The sequence below is a fragment of the Streptomyces alanosinicus genome, from assembly GCF_014650595.1.
In the GTDB taxonomy this organism is placed as follows: Bacteria; Actinomycetota; Actinomycetes; order Streptomycetales; family Streptomycetaceae; genus Streptomyces; species Streptomyces alanosinicus.
On the sequence record NZ_BMVG01000061.1, the window covers coordinates 15,154 to 34,901 of the forward strand.

Below are 19,748 nucleotides of genomic sequence, written 5' to 3' on the forward strand. Positions count from 1 at the left end.
CGTGGCGAGGGGGCTTGGGCAGGGGCGTGGGGAGTAAGGGCACCGGCAGGTGTCGTCCTACACGCTCAGCGTTCAGGCGCGAGCGGACTTCGCGAACCTCCTGTCGGAGATCCGGCAGGCCTCCCGCGCGATGCGCGGGCTCGGCCGCGACACCGACGCCCTCAACCGGCAGCTGCGTCAGGTCGGCGCAGGGGCCCGCGGCTCCTCGTCCGGGCTGCGTGGTCTTGGCCGTGACGCTGATCGTGCACGCGCTGGTCTGCGTCGTGTCGGTGCGGACGGGCACGCGTCGATGCGGCAGCTCCGTCACGGGATCTTTTCCTCCCGCCAGGAGCTGCACCACCTGAGGCAGCTCGTTGTCGGCGGCGGCATCGTCGCCGGTCTCGCGGAGATCGCGAAGGAGGGCAACGAGTACCAGCGGGCCATCAACAAGTGGGGCGCGGTCACCGGCGCGTCCGGGCAGGAGATGGTGCAGGCCGCGGCGAAGGCCCGCGAGCTCGGCGCCGACCTGAAGATCCCGGGCACGTCGGCGGCGAAAGCCGCGGACGCGATGCTGGAGCTGGCCAAGGCCGGCCAGACCTCCACCTCCTCGATGGCGAACGCCCGCGCGGCGATGCAACTCGCCGCCGCCGACAACCTCTCCGCCGCCGACGCTGCCCGCTTTCTGGGTGACGTCATGGACCAGTTCGGTCTGTCGTCGAACCATGCGGGCCGGGCCGCCGACGTTCTCGCGGCTGGGGCGAATGCCGCTTCGGGTGGGCTGGAGGACATCTACTACGCGCTGTCCTACACCGGGCCTGTCGCCGCCCAAGTCGGGGTGTCGATCGAGGACACGGCGGCGGCGGTGGCGATGCTGGCCCGCTCCGGCATCCTCGGCTCCAAGGCCGGCACCTCGCTGCGCGGGATCCTCACCAACCTCGCGCGGCCGACCGCCCGCGCCCGCAAGGGCCTGGCGGAACTCGGGGTCGAAGCGTGGGACGCGAGGGGGAACTTCAAGGGCCTGCGTACGGTGATCGAGGGCTTCGAGCAGGCCCGGCACCGCATGTCCCAGAAGGACTTCCTCGGCGCACTGGCCGACGTGGTCGGCAAACCGGCGCTGGCGGGGGCGGCGGCACTCGCGCATCAGGGCGCCGAGGCGTACGACCAGATGTACACGGCGATCTCCCGCACGGGCGCGGCTCAGGAGATCGCGGCCTCTCAGACCAAGGGCTTGGCCGGTGCGGTCACGCAGCTCAAGACGCAGGCCTCCAACACGGGTCAGGTGCTGTACACGGCGGCGGCGCCGGGCTTGGAGAAGGTCACCCGGCTGCTGACCGCGGGCATGGCGGCGGCGACCCCGCCGATGGCGGCCGTCCTGGACTATCTGCACGACCTGTACACGCTGGCCGGCCCGTCCGTGTCGGCAGCAGCCTCCGCCGGGGTTGAGGAGCTGACGGATGCGCTCGGCGGACTCGGTGAGCCGGTCAAGGACATCGCGTTCGATACCGCTGCCGCCGCACTGAACGTCCTCGTCAACGGCGAACGTGCACTGATCGACGTCTTGCACGACGCCGGCAGCGCCGTCTCCCCTGTCGTCGAGGCGCTCGCGGACCTGTCCGGCGAGGCGGACGCGGGCGGTACGGCGCTGGACATCGTCGCCACTGCTCTGAACCTCGCCTCCTCGGCGGCCGGGACCGTCTCGACCACGCTCATTCCGGTCGGGCATGTGGTGGCGTGGCTGGTCCAGGGGTTCGCGGCGCTGCCGGGGCCGGTGCAGACGGCGATCGTGGCGATGCTGCTCGCGCGCCGTGCCACCCCAATCTTCATGAACCTGGGCCGCACGGTCTCAGGCCCGGTCGCGGGGGCGTTCCGGTCGCTCGGCGAGCAGATGCGTGTGCAGGAGCGGCTCGCCGCCGCGAACGGTCAGCAGATCGGCCGCGTCGGCCAGGCCCTCGCCGTACTCGAGACCCGCGTGCCGGTAGTGGGGCGGATGGCTGCCGCCTTCAGGTCTGCCAGTGGCCCTGTGTCGGGCCTGACCAGGGCCATCGGCACGGGGCTGGGCGGTGCCGCGCGCGGGCTGATGGGGGCACTCGGCGGTCCGTGGGGCGTCGCCATCGCCGCCGCTGGTGTGGGGCTGTCGATGCTCGCTGACCATCAGCAAAAGGCCGCACAGGCGGCAGCCGAGCACGAGTCCAGGATCAGCAACCTGACGCAGGCGCTGCGTGAGTCCAACGGGGCGGTCAGCGACAGTGTCCGAGCCGCAGCCGCGCAGTCGATCATGGACACGAAGGTCTTCGACGGCAAGAACCGGCTCGTCGACGTCATGTCGAAGGCCGGCGTCTCCGTCCGGCAGCTCACCGACGCCTACCTCGGGCAGGACGGTGGGCTGAACCTTCTGCAGAAGCGGCTGAATGAGGCAGCCGAAGCGAACGTCGAGTGGATCGCCACCCAAGGCGGAGCGGCGAAGACGTACAACGATCAGGGCCTGGCCGCCGCGCGTGCGGCCGATGCGCTCGGCGCGGTCAAGGGCGAGATGTCGCAGGCCGTGAAGGATGCCAAGGACCTGGCCGAGGCCACCGGTTCCGGCGGCCGGTCGGCCACGGATGCGGTTGGCCCGTTCGGGAAGTTCTCCGACGCAATGCGTCGCCTGTCCGACACCACAGCGGACGCAGACTCAAGAGCCCGCGCGCTGCACGATGCGCTGAACATCCTGGCGGGTGGCTCGGTCAACCTCTCCGCCGCCGAGGCACGTCTGAACCGTTCGGTGTCGGATGCGGCCGAGTCGCTGAAGGGCGGCATCGACCAGGCGCAGGGATACGGCAAGTCCCTGTTGAACATGGATGGTTCGCTATCCACGGTCACCCGGAACGGGCAGAAGCTCTACGACCTGCTTCAGGGGTTGTCGACGAACTCTGCGGACGCCGCTCTCGCCGCCTACCAGTACGCGGAGGCGAACGGGAAGAGCGTGCCGGAGGCGTTGAAGGCCGCCCAGGCGCAGATGGTCACCGCCCGCGAGTCCGCGATCGCCACCGCACAGGGGTACGGGCTGACGGCTGAGCAGGCCGCGAAGCTCGCCGATGCAGCCGGGCTGGTGCCGCAGCAGGTCTCCATCCTGCTGCAGACGGCCGGCATGGACGAGGCGATGGCCGAGCTCATCGCCGTCCAGCAGGCGCTGAAAGCGACCCCGGAGAACAAGACCGTCACCATCGCCACCCTCTCCAACGAGGCGCGCGAGGACCTGGAGAAGCTCGGCTTCAAGATCAAGGACCTGAAGGACCGGCGGGTGCAGGTCACCGCGCCGACCGACATGGCACGCACCGATCTGGATGCGCTGATCGCGAAGATCACCCAGACCCCGGGTAGCAAGCATGTCGAGGTCACCGCTGCCACGCAGGCGACCATCAGCAGCCTGGAGACGGTCAAGCAGAAGATCGCAGGGGTCCCGGCAGGTAAGACGATCACGGTGTCGGCGCCGACGGCTGCGGCGCGCGCCCAACTCGAGGCCCTGGGCTTCAAGATCGCCGACGTCCCTGGCAGCAAGAACGTCCAGATCTCCGCGCCGACCGGCGCGCAGCGAGCGGGTGTTGATGCCCTGGCCCAGTCCATCAGCAATCTGCGCGACAAGTCGGTGACCATCACCACCAATCACGTGAGCGTGCTGTCGCAGCTCATCCGGCCACCCTCCGACATAGCTGATGCGCTGCGCCAGCAGGCAGACGCCCAGCAAAGGCAAGCCAACCGGCATGCCGACGGCGCCGTGGTCGACTACTTCGCCGACGGTGGCACGCGCCGCGAACAGCACCTCGCGCAGATCGCGCCCGCAGGTGCCATGCGTGTTTGGGCGGAGCGGGAGACTCACGGAGAGGGATACGTGCCCTTCGCGCGGTCGAAGCGTCCGCGCTCGCGCCGGATCACCGAAGAGATCGTGCGCCGCCTCGGCGGTGATCCCTCAGGTATCGAGTGGTACGCGGACGGCGGCCTGTCGAACTGGTCGTACCAGCCGCTCGGCTCCTCCACCTTCACGGTGTCGGATGTCGTCTCGAAGTCGCAGCGCAAGGGCAAGGGCGGCAAGGAGCACTTCGACCTCCGGCTGTTCGAGAAGAACCTCCGCACGTCAGTGAGGGCTGCGCAGGGCTGGCGGGCCGATCTGACGATCGTGGCGCAGCGCGCCGGAGTCGACGTCGCCAAGGCATTGGAGGAGATGGGCGAGGACGGTGTCGCCCTGACCCGGAAGATGGCGCACGGGTCGAGCAAGTACGTCAAGGACATGGCCGCGCAGCTCACCAAGCTCGCCGGCACCGCCCGCGCCTCCCTGGCCGACTACACGACCCAATTGCAGAACGCGGTGAAGAACAACACCGCCTTCCAGAACAACCTGGCCAAGCTCGCAGGCAGCGGCTTCGGCGATCTGGCCGCGCGGCTCGCGGGGCAAAACGACGCGGACGCTGAGGCGCTCGCGGCGCAGGCGGTGAAGGACAAGAAGAAGGCGAAGAAGGCCAACACCGCGGCCAAGAGCGCCTCCAACGCCCTGGACGGGGAACAGCTCACTGATCTGGTGAAGATCATCGGGGCGCTCGCGAAGACCAAGGGCATCCACGACGTCGCCGACACCACGGGCCTGACCGAGGATCGGATCATCGAGATCGCCAGTCTGGCGAAACAGCAGATCAAGAAGACCGGGCGGGCCGACCGGTTCCTCTCAGACCTGGTGAAGGCCAACGCGGGCAAGGCCTACGCCAACGGTGGCATCTGGGAACCCGGGATCTACTCCTCTGAGCGCGGGCTGATCAAGTTCGCGGAGAAGGAGACCCGCGGCGAGTCCTACATCCCGCATGCGGCGGCGAAGCGCGGCCGCGCCACCGCCGTCCTTGCCGAGACCGCCGACCGCTTCGGCTACGGCCTCACGCCCCGGCGGCTCGTTGATGCGCGCGCGGGCCGCTCCCAAGTGGTTGTGGTGCATCAGGCACCGGCGATCGGCCAGCAGACGATCCACGTCACCCGCGCCGGTGCCAGCGCGGACGACATCGCCTCCGCCGTCTCCTACCAGATGCGCCGGGCTCGCCGCGGAGGTGTCCTGCGGTGAGCGGCGACCTGAAGGACTTCCAGCTGGAGTTCGGCGGCGTGCGGCTCGGCCACGACACGCAGGTTCCTGTCGCTGAGATAGAAGGTCTCGCCCGGCCGACGGTGCGCGGTGAGCTGGTCGAGCAGCCGGGGGCCGATGGCGCGTGGCCGGCGCCGGACTGGTACGAGGGCCGCACACTGCGTGTCGACTGTGCGATCAAGGCTCCCGGTGATCCGGCTGCCGCCCGCCAGATCCTGGCCACCTTGCAGGAGGCAGCCGACGACCGGCGGGTTCGCACGGTGGGCGGCGCGGTGATGCCACTGCGCATCAAGTGGCCCGGTTCTCCCGTGCGTGTGCTGTTCGTCCGGCTGGTGAAGCTGGAGGCGTCCTGGGAGAAGGCCGCCTTCGGGTGGATCCCGTTGGACGTCGAATTCGCCGCACCGGACCCGCGGTACTACGGCGACGTCGAGCAGCAGGAGCAGATACGGCTGGGTTGGCTGTCGGGCGGTGGATTCACCGCGCCGGTCCAGGCGCCGATCCGCGTCAGCAGCGGTAACCCTACGGGCCAGGACCGTCCTGGGTGGGTCACCAACAGCGGCACCGCTGATGCTCACCCGGTGCTCACCGTGCACGGGCCGTGCGCCAACCCCGTGATCACACACGTGGACAGCGGCCGGTCGATCGAGCTGGCCGTGACGCTGGCCGCCGACGAGTGGGCTCGCATCGACACCCAGCCCGGCCGCCTGACCGCCGTCCGGGACAACGGCGGGCCCGTGGCCACCACCTCCCGCCTGGACACCTTCGTGCTGCCGCCCGGCCGCAGCGAGATCCGCTGGACGGCCTCCGATCCGACCGCCACCGCCTACCTCTCGGTGACGTGGCGTGACGCCTACATCGCCCTGTAAGGAGACCCGACCCTTTATGACGCTCGCGCAAGCACCGCTGCTCGTGGACGGAGCCAGCCACTCGGCGCAGACCTTCCGCATGATGATCAAGGACCTCTCCCGGGGCGCCGAGGGCGTCACAGAGGCCGCAGACCTGAAGGTCACCCCGCTGCCCGTACCCGGCGGCGGCGTCCAGGTCGCCGACGGCTCAGCAGTGATCCGCGGGAAGGCGAACGCCTGGCAGGGCTCCTACACCGCCTACAACATCGGCTCCGCCACCGTGCCAATCGCGCCGACCGGTGCCACACCACGCTCAGACCTCATCGTGCTGCGTGTCGCCGACCCAGAGTTCGAGGGCGGCCTGGACCCGGCGAAGGACGCGATCAACTACTTCGACGTCATCCCCAACGTCTCCCCCACGACCACCAGCGTGCCCAAGGGCGTGACGGGCATCGCGATCGCCCGTGTGGACCTACCGGCGAACACCGGCACCGTCACCGCCGGGATGATCCGGGACCTGCGACGAGTCGCCAACCCCCGCCGCGAGCGCACCCTGTACACGGCCTACCCGGCGAAACTGTCAAAGGCGTACAAGGACGACGACCAGTGGCACGACTGGCCACCCGAAGCCAGCTGGACCATCCCAGTCCCGGACTGGGCCACCAAGCTGATCGTCACCGTCACCATCGCCGGCCTGCGCATGGACTACGACAGCCTCTACGGCAAGCTCCGGCTCATCTTCGGCACCGTGCAAGGCCAGCAGACCATCGTCGACGACAACCAGGGCAAGGTCGTGCGCCGCTCCACCGCCATCGTCGCCGACACCATCACCCTCCCCGCCGGCTACCGGGGTACAAGCCAGGTCCTCTACCTGCAGGCGAACATGTCGAAGAACTGGAACGGCGATCTCGGCGCCGACGGCGGCACGTCCATCATCGCCGATGTGGAGTTCACGGAGGGACCGGTGTGACCTACCGGTACCTCACTCAGAACGCGCTCACCGGCGAATGGCTGTCCGCGCACCTTCCGCTGAAGGGGGTGGAGTTCGGGCCGGAGCTCAACGGGCCTGGCGAACTGCGCGGTGCCCTGTCCCCTCGCCTGGCGTGGTCGCACCCTGAACTCGCCGACCCGGGAACCACGCTGATCTACGCGGAGCGGGACGGGCTGCTGCGGTGGGGCGGCATCATCTGGCAGACCGAACCCGACGGCAACACTATGACCGTGGAAGCCGCGGGCTGGTCCTCCTACTTCCACCGCCGCCACGACCTCGACGGCGAGCTCGGTGGCCGCGCACCGTACGTGCACGCCGACCCCTGCCGGGTCTTCCGTGACATCGTCGCGTACGCGCAGTCGATCCCGGACGGCGACCTCGGCGTCACCGTGGACGACACCACCTCCAAGGCGACCGTCGGCACGCCGGCCGAGCCGTGGCACTCCCGCTGGTGGGAGACCCCCGTGCTCGGGGACATGCTCGACGACCTGGTGAAGCCCGCCGACTCCCCCGACTACAGCTGCACGACCTGGTGGGGCACCGGCCGGCGGCCTGTACGGCGTATCCGCTTGGGCTACCCCCGGCTGGGCAGCCGCCGCACGGACATCTCCTTCTCCACCAGCGTCAACATCATCCGCTCCACCCCGGTGACGTATAGCGCGGACGAATACGCCCAGGTCGTCATCGCCACCGGCACTGGAGAGGGACGCGCACAGCAGCGGGCCATCGACGCCGTACGCAACAAGCGGCTGCGCCTGGAGCACGTCCTCGACCTGCCCGACGTACGCGGCAAGGACGTCCTCGCCCAGCGCGCAAGGAGAGAACGCGCCTGGCGGCAGAGCCTCGGCCACGTCGAGGAGATCACCGTACGCAACCACCCCGCCACCCCGATCGGCTCCTGGCAGATCGGCGACGACGTGCAGGTGGCGGTGCGGGACCAGTGGACGAACTGGTCCGGCTGGTGCCGCATCACCGGCTACACCATCCACCCCGACACCGACGCCGGTGAGACCGCCACGCTCCAGCTCGAACCGGCGGGCGCCCACCAGTACGCCACCGCTGCCTGACCCGACCGAAGGAACCCTTTCTTGCCCTCCGACATAGGTACTCGTCTCGCCCGCCTGGAACGACTCATCCACCGCTCGCTGCGCGCCCCGAAACTCGCCAACGCCAGCCTCGAGGACGGCTCGGTCGACGTGTACGACGAGAACGGCTCCCTGCGCGCGATCATTGGCCGGCAGCCCGACGGCACCAGCGGTGTGATCGCCGTGAATGGGCCGAGACCTCCCGGTCCGTCACTGCCGGAGGTAGAGCCTGTTCTGGGCGGGCTGCGCGTCACTTGGGACGGTCGCTTTGCAGATAGTGAGGCCGTGCCCTTGGACCTGTCGCGGGTGCAGGTGCATGTCCTGACATCAGCGGGCATGCAGCCTGACGCAAGGTGGCCGTCCGCGACGATCGAGGCCGCCTCGGGAGCGTCGGTGACGATCGCGGTGAACGACTACGCGGCTGTGTGGGTGCGGCTGGTCGCGGTGAACACCTCCGGCATACCCGGTCTGCCTTCGGAGGCGGTGCGGGCCACGGCCCGTCGCGCCGTTTCCGGAGACCTCGCCAACGGCGTCATCCAGCAAGGACACATTGCCGCCGGAGCGATCGCCACCCCTCACCTGGCAGTGGGTGCCGTCACGCCCGACCAGATCGCGGTCGGCCAGGGCACGAACCTGATCCCCGACCCGGGGTTCGAGGGCGCGGCCACCGCGAACACGGTCGCTGCGGGCGGTACGGCGTGGTCGTTCGCTCCCGGCAATCGCACTGGCGTAGGAATCTGCCTCGACTGCACCGCTGACACGGCGACGCATTGGACGCTTCCGCTGGCCACGGTGCCAGTGCTGGCCGCATCTCAGTTGTTCCTCGGCATCGACATGCTGGTGTCCGACGATCTGAAGGCGCAGGCCGTCAAGATCCTGGCTCGTTGGGAAACCAGCACGGGGGAGGTACTCGGCTACGGCGTCGCTGAAACCGCCAACCCTGAGCCGGGCCTGTGGCACCGGATCACAGGTCAGGTTTCTGCGCCGCAAGGCACCACCCGGGCGGTCCTCTGTCTGGAGGCCTCCGCAGCCACGGAGGGGTGGGTGGTATTCGACAATGCTCAGGCCCACACCATCTTCGGAGACATCACCGGCGGCGCCCGCGCTGAACTCGGTCCCCAAGGGCTTCGTCTCTATGACGAGGACGGCGAAGAGGCCGTTTCCCTCGTTTCTGGGCAAGCCAACTATCTGACGCTCCGCAACGGCACCGCTCGGGTCGCCGCGATCGGCTCCACCGGAGACGCGTCGTTCCAGAACCTGAACGTGGCCGGCCGCGTGACCATCGGCGGTGACGATCTCGCTGATCTCTACGACGGCCCGCGTGGTCTGATCGCCCTGGACTGGATGGCTACCCCGGTCAAGACGACCACGGGCACGGAGATGGGATACGTCGAGCTCGCCTTCGACGCGGAGGACGGCCGTATGTACCGGGTCGTCTACGACGGGACCGCGGAGTGCTCGGCAACCGGAGGCTCGCTCGTTCTGCGTCTGCGCACCGGCTACACGGCCGCACCGCTGATCTCGTCCACTCAGTTGCAGGAGGTCCGGCATCCCCTGACCGCGAGCCGCCGCTCGGCACGCCTGGAGTTCGTGGCCGCGTGCACGACCTCCGGTCTGATCCGGCCAGGCCGCAATCGACTGCTGCTGACGTTCACCAGCGACAGCGGCGCCCCGAACGGGCAACAAGTGACTCTGACAGGGGCCAAGGGACGTCTGGGTCACATGACGGTCGAGGACATCGGCGACCGCGTATTGGAGACGGGCGTGTTCAACACCGGCGGCGCCGCCGTCCCTGACCCGCCGGTGAAGGCCACTCGCACGTACAAGGCCGCCTGGTCCGGCAGTTACGCGAACCGCTCCGGCTACAACGCCTACTACAAGAACGAGATGGTCGGCGGTTACTTCTCGGCCAACAACGGAACCCAGGCTGCGCTGGCCGGCTTCGGCGGCAGCCTTGCCTCCGACCTGGCCGGTGCCAAGATCCTCAAGGCCGAGGTGTACCTGTACGCCAGCCACTGGTACTACGCCTCCGGCGGCACCGCCGTCATCAAGACCCACGGGCACGGCTCCAGGCGCAGCAAGTTCTCTGCGGACCAGAGCGGCTCGAAGACTGTCACCGGCTGGGCCCGAGCGAGCGGCCGCTGGGTCGACATCACCTCGATCTTCGACTCCGCCAAGTGCCGGGGCATCGCGATCGACCCGAACACCACTGACAAGACCGCGTACGGAAAGTTCGACGGCGTGGGCTCCGCACACCCGCCGCAGCTGCGCGTCACCTATATCAAGTAATCCAAGGAGTACCTGTGGTTGCCCTGTACGGGGATCTCGTCACCAACGGATCTTTCACTGACGGCGTCAGCAGTTGGTGGGCCGGTGATCCCGCGATGGTCACACTGAACGCGTCCGGCGCCGGCCTGCAAGCGACCGCCACCACGGAGGCCGTGAACCTGTGGGACGCACCGTTCGGTCAGGACCAGATCGCGCTCCGCGCCGGCTGTACCTACACGCTGAGTTTCACGGCCCGGGCGAGCCAGCCAGGAACCCAGCTGCGCGCACAGGTCGGCCTCGGCACTGATCCGTGGACGGCGGCCCTCGACCGGACGGTGACACTGCCTGCAGTCGACACGCATTTCGTTCTGCGGTTCACGTCCGGTCTCGACACTACGACGGGGCAGGTGAGCTTCCAGTTCGGGCAGGGCACCACGGTCACGATCTACCTCACGGAGGTACGGCTCACCTGCTCCACCGTCCGCGAGGGTTTCTACGCGGATCCCGTGTCGAACGCGGCGAAGTGGGTCGCGGCCAATCCTGACGATCCACGCGCCCGGAAGATTGCTCACGGCCTGGTGCGCAGGCCGGCCGCAAGGTGGTTCGGGGACTGGAACAAGGACATCAAAGCGGACGTTGACGCCTATGTGACGGCAGCCGCTGCGGTCGGCAGGCTGCCGATTCTGGCCGCGTACAACGTGCACAACCGGGACGCTGGCGGCCAGTCCAGCGGCGGAGCTTCTTCACCCGAGGAGTACCGGGCCTGGATCGGCGCCTTCGCGGAAGGCATCGGCGACCGCCCGGCCCTCGTCATCGTCGAACCTGACTCTCTGGCTCAGCTGGGCAATCTGTCCACGGATGAGGCACGCGCCGAGCGCACCAGCCTCATCGCTTACGCTGCCGAAGTCCTGGCCGCGCTCCCTCTCGTGCACGCGTATCTCGATGGGGGCAACGCCACCTGGATCAGGCCCGGTGAGATGGCTGAGCGGCTCGCGGCCGCAGGGGTGGCCAAGGTAAGGGGCTTTGCCGTTGGCGTCGCCAACTTCGATGCCACCGACATCTCTTGTACCTACGGTCAACAGATCAATACCGCGCTGTCCGGTCTCGGTGTGCACGGCGTCCGGTTCGTGATCGACACGTCCCGCAACGGCAACGGCGCCCTGGACGAGAACGGACAGCACGTCGACTACTGCAACCCCGCAGGCCGACGCCTCGGCGTCCCCTCCTCCATGGGGATCGGCGGCGCCGAGTACCTGCTGTGGATCAAGGCGCCAGGAGATTCCGACGGTATGTGCGGCACTGCGCCCACCACGGCCGCCGGTACGTTCTCCCCGTTCCTCGCCGAGCACCTGGTTGATGGGCGGTGACTACCATGGTCGCGGCATGTCAGCAGCCGCCGATCAGTGCCCGGTCCGAGCTGGATGAGCTATAGACCTCCTGCGTGCCCGCCAGAGGAGATCCCTCGCGTCACACGCCCATGCACAAGTAAGTGACTTCAGCACTGGCGTTGGCCACCCGACATGAGACGTCAGTGCCCCTCACTCGGCGGCAAGGGACACTGACAGCCTGCTACTTGGCCTTCTCGTACGCCTCGCGAACGGAGGCCGGTACTCGGCCGCGGTCACTTACCTCGAAGCCGTTGTCCCGCGCCCAGGCCCGGATAGCCGACGAGTCGTCCTTGCCGTCTGAGGCGGTCTTCGGCTTCCCCTTGGCCCTTGCAGCTCCGCGGACCCTGCGGGCGCCCTCGGCATGAAGGTACGGGTTGAGGAGTTCGAGGAGCTTCTCGTAGTTGTCGTCCGTGAGGTCGATTTCGACCCCGGCTCCGTCGACGAGAATGCTGTGCGTGGAGATATCCGACGACGCTTCGCCGGTGAGATCATCCACATATGTCGTGATTACCTTCTGGGCCATAACGACGACTATAAGCCCATTCCGGCAACGCCCTTGCACGTTCGATTCCGGCAGGAATCTGGACGGGGTCAATCCCGCTTCCTCAGCTTGTATGGAGACTGTAGAAACCCCGGCCGAAGGTGGCTGCGATCAGGTGGTGATGGCCGGGGTCGTATGCGATGTCCGACACCGGCACCAAGGGAAGGCCGCTGCCGAGCCGGTGCCAGCCGCCCCGGCCGTTGACGAACACGCCCTGGTCGGTGGCCACACAGAGCGTGTTCCGGTCGAGCGGCACCACATCGTTCACCGGCGCCTGCGGAAGGTTTCCGGACAGATCGCTCCAGCTCGCGCCCGCGTCCCCGGTCCGCAGCAGATGCGGCTGCGGCGAGCCCGACCGGTACCCGGACAGCGATACGTACGCGGTCGCCGGATCGTCCGCGTCCACGGCGATACGGGTCACCCACGGCTGTCCGGACAGGACCTGGGTCCAGTGGGCGCCGAGGTCACGGGTCACCCACACCCGGCCGTCGTCGGTGCCCGCCCAGACGGTGTGCCCGTCCCGCGCGGCCGCGACCGTCGTGATCGTGCCGTAGGGGTAGGAGTCGTGGCCCGGACCGCCGGTGAGGTCGGGGCTGATCGGCTGCCAGGTGGCGCCGCCGTCGGTCGACCGGTTGAGCCGGTTGCCGCCGTAGTACAGGACGTTCGGGTTCACCGGGTCGAACTGCACGGGGGTGAGCCAGTTGCGGCGGTCGGCCGTGGTGGAGTCGGTGTACTCGGTGAGCGTGGCGCCGCCGTCGGTGGAGCGGGAGCAGTTGCCGTACTGGGAGCAGGCGTACACCCGGTTCTTGTCGGTGGGATCGATCAGGTTCTGCAGCCCGTCGCCGCCTAGGTACTCGTTGAACCGGTCGCCGCCCCAGGAGCGCAGCGAGCCGTTGTCCTGTGCGCCGCCGGAGATCCGGGTGGTGTCCTGCGGACTCGCCGCCACCGTGTAGAGCTGGGTCCACGGCTCGTACGTCGTCTTGGTCCAGCCTCCGTCGCCGCGTGCGTCGGAGCGGTAGACGCCGCCGTCGTTGCCGAGGTAGACGCGGCCGGGCGTGTGCGGGTCCCAGAGCATGGCGTGCTGGTCGGAGTGGACGGCGTTCTCCTCGGCGGTCCAGGTCGCCCCGCCGTCCTTGGTGGTCATCAGGGCCACCCCGGCCGCGTGCACGTGTCGGGCGTCGGCCGGGTCGACCCACACCTTGCCGAACCACCAGGAGTAGCTGGACTGCGAGCCGGCGAGCGCCGCGTTGTCGGGCAGCCTCGTCCAGCTGTCGCCGCCGTCGGCTGAGGTGAGGAAGCCGCCGAACGTTCCGTCGGTGGTACCGACCAGGGCGTACAGGCGGCCCGGTTCGGAGCGTGCGATGCCCAGTCCGATGCGGCCCGAGTCGGCGGTGGGAAGTCCGCCGCCGAGGCGGTGCCAGTGGGCGCCTGCGTCGTCGGAGCGGTAGACGCCGGAGCCCGTGCCGCCGTAGGTGCGTTTGTCCGGCTCGCGGCGGTGGTCCCAGAGCACGGCGTACACCCGGTCGGGGTTTGCAGGGTCGCGCTGGACGTCGACGGCTCCGGTGAAGCCGTTGGGCACGTCGAGCACCCGCCGCCAGGAGCCCCCGGCGTTCTCGGAGAGATAGACGCCCCGGTCGCCGCCCGCGTTGTAGAGGGACCCGGTGGCCGCGGCGAGGACCCGGCTCGGCCTGCGGGGGTCCACGTCGAGTGCGCCGACCGCTCCCGAGTCCCGCAGCCCGACCGCCCGCCAGCTGCGGCCCTGGTCGGTGGAGCGGTAGATCCCGGTGCCCTCGTAGGTGATGCTGCCGCCGCCGGGGTTGGGCTCGCCGGTCCCGGCGTAGAGCGTGCCGTCCGGGGCTGCGGCGAGTGCACCCATCGCCTGGGTGCCGCGCTCCGGCCACGCCGGGGGGAACGTCCGCCCGGCGTCGGCCGAGCGCCACACCCCGCCGCTGGCGGCCGCCGCGTACACCGTGTCGGCGTGGCGGGGGTCGAGGGCGAGCGAGACGACCCGGCCGCCGATGTTCGTGGGGCCGATCGGCTGCCAGGAGCCGGGGGCCTGGGGCAGTGCGGCGGCCTGTGCGGCCGCGGTGTCGTAGGCGTGCCGGGGCAGCGGCTGCCCGGGAACCGTCTTCTGCAGATAGCTGTACTCGGCGGGAGCGGCGGGGCCGCCTCCGTCGTCGTCCTCCAGGCCCCTGGCCGAGGCGGTATGACCTCCCGGCGCCAGCAGCCCGGCGACCGCGAGCACCGCGATCGCTGCCGTACGCATCCCGCTGGATCTCCCTTTACGCATGGACGGCTCCTTACACGGCCGGGATCGCCGGCCCCCGACGAGTGGAAGAGCGTTCCGATGGCGCGTATCGCACGTAACAGGGGGAGAGTGTTCATCAACTGCCGCATCCGCACCAGTAGTTGGTGACAGAACACGGTGTGAATGCGCCGGTGATCCGCGCGGCGGCCCGCTCGGGCAGGTGCCGCCCGTTCATCCGCCCCACAGCATCGAATACCGCCTGCAGATCGCCCGCGACTACGCAGCCCGCCACGGACACCTCGTCCCCCGTGACGACGAAACCCACGGCAGCATCCGTCTGGGCCGCTGGCTGGCCCAGCGCCGCAGCGAAGCACGCCAACGCACCCGGCCCTTCTCTACCAGCGCGCACTGAACGAGATCTACCCCTCGTGGACGGCATCAGAATGGGGCAGCACCCGACACAACACCTACGCCCAGGCCCGCCTCGCCACCTGCCGCGGCGAACTGCCCTTCCCCGACCGGATGGTCTTCAGCCTCCGCTGCGGGGTGGCACATTCGCAATCCAGCGATCACTCCCGGCTCGGGACATCGACCGTGAGCGCGTCCCCCTCTCACCCCCGTACGATCATGTCAGGGCACGGGGCCACCGGGAGTGTTCGCAGGTGTCCGTGCCGCCGAGTGCCGAGCCCACGCTGTGGGAGCTGCACCGCGCTGTGTCGCAGCTGCGTGAGGACCTGCGCGGTGACCTCGCCCAGCTTGCCGCTCGCCTGGACCAGGTGGTCACCGAGGACGTGTACCGGGCTGATCAGCGTGCGGTCGATCAGCGGATCGGCCAGATCGAGGCCGGCTTGGCTGGGCTGCGTGGCGAGCATGATCAGGCGACGGAGCGTGCCGAGCAGCAGCGTCGTGAGGACCAAGTGCAGGCTGCGGCGACGCGGCGGCTGGTGCTCAGTTCATTCGTGTCGCCGCTGCTGTTGATGGCGCTGCAGCTGTGGCTCGCGTCGCGAGGCGCGACCCCATAGCGGGGTGTTGGGGGCAGTTGAGTTTCAGTTCGGGCGCGGGGAGAAATGTGAGCGCCGAACGTGGCGACACCTATCAGTGCAGACCGTCTCGTGGCCGCGCTGCGCGCCGAGGGCGTGCGCGTGGTGGAGCGGCCGGGCTGGAGAACCCACAACAGGAATCACAAGGGGCCTTGGGGCCCGGTGAACGGGGTGATGATCCACCACACCGTAACCACTGGCACGGCCAACACGGTCAGCATCTGCGAGCGCGGCTACGAAGGTCTGCCGGGGCCGCTGTGCCACGGTGTGATCGCCAAGGACGGCACCGTGCACTTGGTTGGGTACGGCCGCGCCAATCACGCCGGCCGCGGTGACGGAGACGTGCTGCGTGCCGTCGTCGCGGAGCGCGCGCTGCCGAAGGCGAACGAAGCCGATACAGATGGCAACACGCACTTCTATGGCTTCGAGTGCGAAAACCTCGGCGACGGCCGAGACTCTTGGCCCAAGGCGCAGCTCGACGCGATTGAGCGTGCAGCGGCGGCGCTGTGCCGGGTGCACGGCTGGAGTGCAGCGAGCGTGATTGGGCACCGAGAGTGGCAGCCGGGGAAGGTCGACCCCAAGGGCTTCACGATGGAGTGGCTGCGGGACCGGGTCGCCGTCCGATTGAAGTCCAAGCCGTCTGCGGGTAGTTCGATCGATGGCTCGTCAGCCGACGCCTCGACCTACGTCGTGAAGAGCGGCAACTCGCTGGCCGGCATCGGCACAAAGCTGGGCATCAGATGGGAACTCATCGCTCAGGCCAACAAGATCACCGCTCCGTACGTCATCAAGCCTGGGCAGAAGCTCGCCATCCCCGCGAAGACCACCGGTGGAGCGTACACGCCGCCTCCCTTTCCGAACGGTCTTGCTCCGGGTCGCTCGTCACCGTCTGCGAAGGGCCTTCAGCAGGCGCTGAAGGACACCGGCTGGCTCGAACCGTCGGTACCGCTCGCCGACATCTACGGCCCCCAGACCCAGCAGGCCGTAGCCGCCTTCAACCGCAAGCACAACCTCTTCACCACCCGCCGCCCCAGCGATCCCGCGATCGGCCGCCGCGGCTGGGACCTCCTGCACCGACTCGCCTACGGGAACTGACCACCTTGATCGACTTCATTCACGCCCACAGCACCCGCCTGTACGCGATCGCAGCCGCAGCATTGTCGCTGATCGCTTACTACATTCAGGACCTACCTATCGGCCTGATCCTCGCCCTGGTCGCCTCGATCCTCGGCGCTGGCGAAGCCGTCCAGCGCGTAGAAGACCGCAAAACCGCCAAGGCTCTTCAGCAGGAACCGCCTCTGCCGACGCGATTCTGAACCGAGACTCTTGGGTAGCCTGTGTAGCCCCCGGCCTCCTTCCGACAGTGACGTGATCGACACCGTCAGGAGGAGGCCATACCGTGCGCCCTGTAGTTCCCCTCGTCGGTCTGGAAGCCGGAAGCGACTAGGGGTGCTCGTAAGTCCCCCTTGGTCTAGTGCTCAACCGAGTGGGGAGCTTCAAAGGGCTCCCGGGCGAGTCATGTACTGCGGGGCTTGACGCTGAACCGTTCGGCGATCCCCTGGGCGAGGATGCCGTGCGCGCGGAACTGCGTCTCGACGCCAGCAGGGTCGGCCCAGGCGTCGGCGTCCGCGAGCGCGATCACGGCCTTGCGCAGAGCCTGGCCGAGGCTACTCATGGTCTCCTCGGTGATGATGCGGGTTCCGGCTGGCGCGACCGCGTTGTGCTCCAGGGTGTTGGACCGGTGCAGGAGGACCGGAGTGGCACTGCAACTCGCGTCGTAGGTCTCCTGAAACCAGTTCATCGAGTGGGCCAGCTGCTCGACGACGCTGCGCCAAATCTTGTCCGTGGTCGCGCCGGACTTGGCCTCCAGTACCAAGTAGCGGAGGTTCCCGGTCGCCCACAGGACGTCGGGCCCATTGCCGGTGGACCGGTCGGGGCGCTGAGCCCCGAAACCGAGATGCAGGCCGAGGCGTTCCAGGGCCACTTCGAACGCCGGCACCCGGTTCGGGTCGTAGACAAGGTCCGCCAAGAGGGCGTCGACGCCGAGGAGGAGGCTGTTGCGGTCGCGGTAGGTGCGCTTCAGGTACTTGGCAGCTTGAACTGTCTGCGGGTCGCTGGCAGTGAGCCGAGTGGCCCTGACCCCATCGATCGGGCGCAGCAGCGACGGGTTGTTGGCCAGTGCCTTGACCAGGGTCTGCTGCGCCTTGGCGGCGTTGGTGAAGTGCTGGTAGGCGGCGAGCTGCTCCTGGAGGTAGCCGCGCTCGGCCGGGTCGGTTGCCTCGGCGACGGCCTTGCCCATGTGGTCGGCCGCCTCCGCGAACTGCCGCAGGGCGGCCTGCGCGAACGCGGCACGGCTGTGCGCTGCAGCGGGAGAGAGAGCGACGGCAGTGTAGGTGGCCTGGGTCAGGTTGGCGCGCGCGGTCGCGATCCAGTTCTGGTCGCGGTCCAGAACCTGGCCGACGACGCCTTCGATCTTCTCCAGTGGGTCGCCGTCCTGCCGAGCGAGGGCCTGGGCGACCTTCCGGGACAGGTCGATCTGGGCGCGGGTGGCGGGCCCGAAACGGGCCCGATACTGCGGGGAGGCGATCAGCTGGGACAGACGGGCGCCCAGAAGCAACACCACGCAGTGGTCGTTGACGGAGCGGACCCCGCGGCCCATGCCCTGTTCCAGGCGCTGCAGCTGGCGGTTGACCATGCCCTCGGAGTCGCCGAGCACGATCTGCTCGCGGCGAGTGAGCCCACCGTATGCCTCTGGCAGGCCATCTAGGACCAGCACTTCGCAGGCAGTACGGGGCAGGTCAATGCCGTCGTACTTGTTCACAAGGACCACCAGGCCAACATGGCCGTCGCGAAGGCGGCGGACCGCTGCGCCGATGCCCTTGGAGTCGGACTCAGTGAGGACGGCGTGGTCCTTCCAGGTTAGGGCCTGGCGGTGGGAAGGCACGAGGACAACGACGTTGATCCGCTCGGCGAGACGGACTGCTATCTCCCGCACGGCGTCGTCGGTGACGGCCGGGCTGATGTCGCGAGGAGCCAAGATGAGCCGGTCGCCGAGGTAGCCGGCGCTGGCCGGGGTGATCGGGTCGGCGATCGAGGCTGGGTCGGCGGCGAAGTCGGTGACCAGCACGCCGTCGTCGGCCAGGGTCGCGGTCAGGTGCACGCGCCGGCGAGCGCGGGTGAAGCTGGCGATCTTCCCGATCGGTGGGTGCGGCGGCTGGATCTCCAGCCTGTCGTGCGTGAACACGGCCCGGCACACCGGGAGGACGTCCCGCACGAGCGGCCACGACCACTGCAGTCGCTCGTCGTCGCGCAGGCCCTGCAGGATCTCGGTGACGTCCGCCTCGCGGTTGCTCCAGGCCCAGAACGGCACCTGGAGCACAGCCGATGGGACCTCGGTTGTCAGGTCCAGGTAGCCGCTGGGCGACTGCAGGCGCAGGTCCGGCCCGAACAGGGTGAGCAGCCGGTCGAACGTCTCGGGGTGGTCCTGCTTGGACACCGTCATCGTGAACTTCTCGCGTACCGTCGCGAGCGCCGCATGGGCGTCGTCGACCACGATCGTGCCGACGTCGACGATTGGCCGGCTGCCGTCGCCGAGCAAGCCGAAGACGCTCTTGCCGTTGACGAAGCGGTGCAGGCTCAGCACGCAGATTGCTTCGCCGCTGGTGAAGCGGTGGGAGCGTGGGTCATCGGTGACCTCCAGGCCGAGGTCGTGTGCCTGCTCGGCGGCCTGCTCAGCCAGATAGGGGTCCGGTGCCAAGTAGAGGGCTGGTCCCTTGCCGTCGTTGAGGCTGGACTGGCAGATCAGCAGGCCCACCAGTGTCTTACCGCCGCCGGTGTTCAGCTTGACGACCAGGTCCTGTTCGTTGCGGCGCTCGAACCAGGTTTGGAGGACCTGCCCCTGGGGGTCGCGCAGGAACTCGTAGCGTTCTGCTCGCGGGAGGGAGTCGAACAGCACCCGCGGGTCCACGGGAGCCGGAGTCGCACCGGAGTTGAAAGCCGAGAAGTCGATGACCACGTGGATCTCCTGCAAAGTCCGCATCCCTGTGTGGCGCCTGCGGAGCCACGGTCGATCAGATTAGCCGACCGGATTGCCGGACTTGCGGGAATTCTGCACAAACGGGTCACCTGCACCCGGTGGGTGGCGCAGTTGCGCAAAGCAGTTGGGGGCCCGATAGCTGTCGGGCCCCCAACTCTCGTAGCGGGAGCAGGATTTGAACCTGCGGTGTATTGACTGAACTAAAGCTCGCGTTTTCGCAGGTCAGAGG

The 19,748-nt window shown here is 68.7% G+C and carries 14 protein-coding genes; 10 read left to right on the forward strand and 4 right to left on the reverse strand.

The genetic code is table 11. The features are described 5' to 3' along the window. Window positions 1-49 precede the first annotated feature (49 nt). The 6 genes from IE277_RS43720 (at window position 50) to IE277_RS43745 (ending at window position 11,633) form a co-directional block, all read left to right on the forward strand. Window positions 50-5,059 carry a phage tail tape measure protein gene (locus tag IE277_RS43720; protein WP_189959291.1) on the forward strand — a complete coding sequence of 1,670 codons (5,010 nt, stop codon included), beginning with the start codon at window positions 50-52 and terminating at the stop codon, window positions 5,057-5,059. After that, entirely contained in the window at window positions 5,056-5,943 is an 888-nt protein-coding gene (locus IE277_RS43725; protein ID WP_189959292.1) for a phage tail family protein, read from the forward strand. The genes IE277_RS43720 and IE277_RS43725 overlap by 4 nt, the downstream gene beginning before the upstream one ends. A 16-nt stretch (window positions 5,944-5,959) precedes the next feature. Further along, window positions 5,960-6,892, forward strand: a complete 933-nt coding sequence (locus tag IE277_RS43730) for a hypothetical protein (protein ID WP_189959293.1) — start codon at window positions 5,960-5,962, stop codon at window positions 6,890-6,892. Then, entirely contained in the window at window positions 6,889-7,980 is a 1,092-nt protein-coding gene (locus IE277_RS43735; RefSeq protein ID WP_189959294.1) for a hypothetical protein, read from the forward strand. Before IE277_RS43730 ends, IE277_RS43735 begins: the two co-directional genes overlap by 4 nt. A 129-nt stretch (window positions 7,981-8,109) precedes the next feature. After that, entirely contained in the window at window positions 8,110-10,287 is a 2,178-nt protein-coding gene (locus tag IE277_RS43740) for a hypothetical protein (protein WP_189959296.1), read from the forward strand. 14 nt (window positions 10,288-10,301) lie between these two features. Beyond that, complete coding sequence (locus IE277_RS43745) at window positions 10,302-11,633, forward strand: glycoside hydrolase family 6 protein (RefSeq protein WP_189959299.1); 1,332 nt, start codon at window positions 10,302-10,304, stop codon at window positions 11,631-11,633. 202 nt (window positions 11,634-11,835) lie between these two features. Here IE277_RS43745 and IE277_RS43750 read toward each other — a convergent pair whose 3' ends face one another. The 3 genes from IE277_RS43750 to IE277_RS43760 form a co-directional block, all read right to left on the reverse strand. Continuing rightward, complete coding sequence (locus tag IE277_RS43750; RefSeq protein ID WP_189959301.1) at window positions 11,836-12,177, reverse strand: histone-like nucleoid-structuring protein Lsr2; 342 nt, start codon at window positions 12,175-12,177, stop codon at window positions 11,836-11,838. A gap of 82 nt (window positions 12,178-12,259) precedes the next feature. Beyond that, on the reverse strand, window positions 12,260-14,485 hold the full coding sequence (locus IE277_RS43755) for a WD40/YVTN/BNR-like repeat-containing protein (protein ID WP_229882480.1): 2,226 nt from the start codon (window positions 14,483-14,485) through the stop codon (window positions 12,260-12,262). 94 nt (window positions 14,486-14,579) lie between these two features. Then, window positions 14,580-14,768, reverse strand: a complete 189-nt coding sequence (locus IE277_RS43760; RefSeq protein ID WP_189959303.1) for a hypothetical protein — start codon at window positions 14,766-14,768, stop codon at window positions 14,580-14,582. On the opposite strand from IE277_RS43760, the gene IE277_RS49980 reads away from it, so the two are divergent. The 4 genes from IE277_RS49980 (at window position 14,709) to IE277_RS43775 (ending at window position 16,799) form a co-directional block, all read left to right on the forward strand. After that, a complete protein-coding gene (locus tag IE277_RS49980; RefSeq protein ID WP_373311004.1) occupies window positions 14,709-14,855 on the forward strand; it encodes a helicase associated domain-containing protein in 147 nt (48 codons plus the stop codon). The genes IE277_RS43760 and IE277_RS49980 overlap by 60 nt on opposite strands. 250 nt (window positions 14,856-15,105) lie before the next feature. After that, window positions 15,106-15,465, forward strand: a complete 360-nt coding sequence (locus IE277_RS43765; RefSeq protein ID WP_189959305.1) for a hypothetical protein — start codon at window positions 15,106-15,108, stop codon at window positions 15,463-15,465. Between the two features lie 60 nt (window positions 15,466-15,525). Beyond that, a complete protein-coding gene (locus tag IE277_RS43770; protein ID WP_189959307.1) occupies window positions 15,526-16,578 on the forward strand; it encodes an N-acetylmuramoyl-L-alanine amidase in 1,053 nt (350 codons plus the stop codon). A 5-nt stretch (window positions 16,579-16,583) separates the two neighbouring features. After that, window positions 16,584-16,799 (forward strand): hypothetical protein, encoded by a 216-nt coding sequence (locus tag IE277_RS43775; RefSeq protein WP_189959309.1) that lies wholly within the window; start codon window positions 16,584-16,586, stop codon window positions 16,797-16,799. 200 nt (window positions 16,800-16,999) lie between these two features. Here IE277_RS43775 and IE277_RS43780 read toward each other — a convergent pair whose 3' ends face one another. Beyond that, complete coding sequence (locus tag IE277_RS43780; protein WP_229882481.1) at window positions 17,000-19,522, reverse strand: DEAD/DEAH box helicase; 2,523 nt, start codon at window positions 19,520-19,522, stop codon at window positions 17,000-17,002. Window positions 19,523-19,748 lie beyond the last annotated feature (226 nt).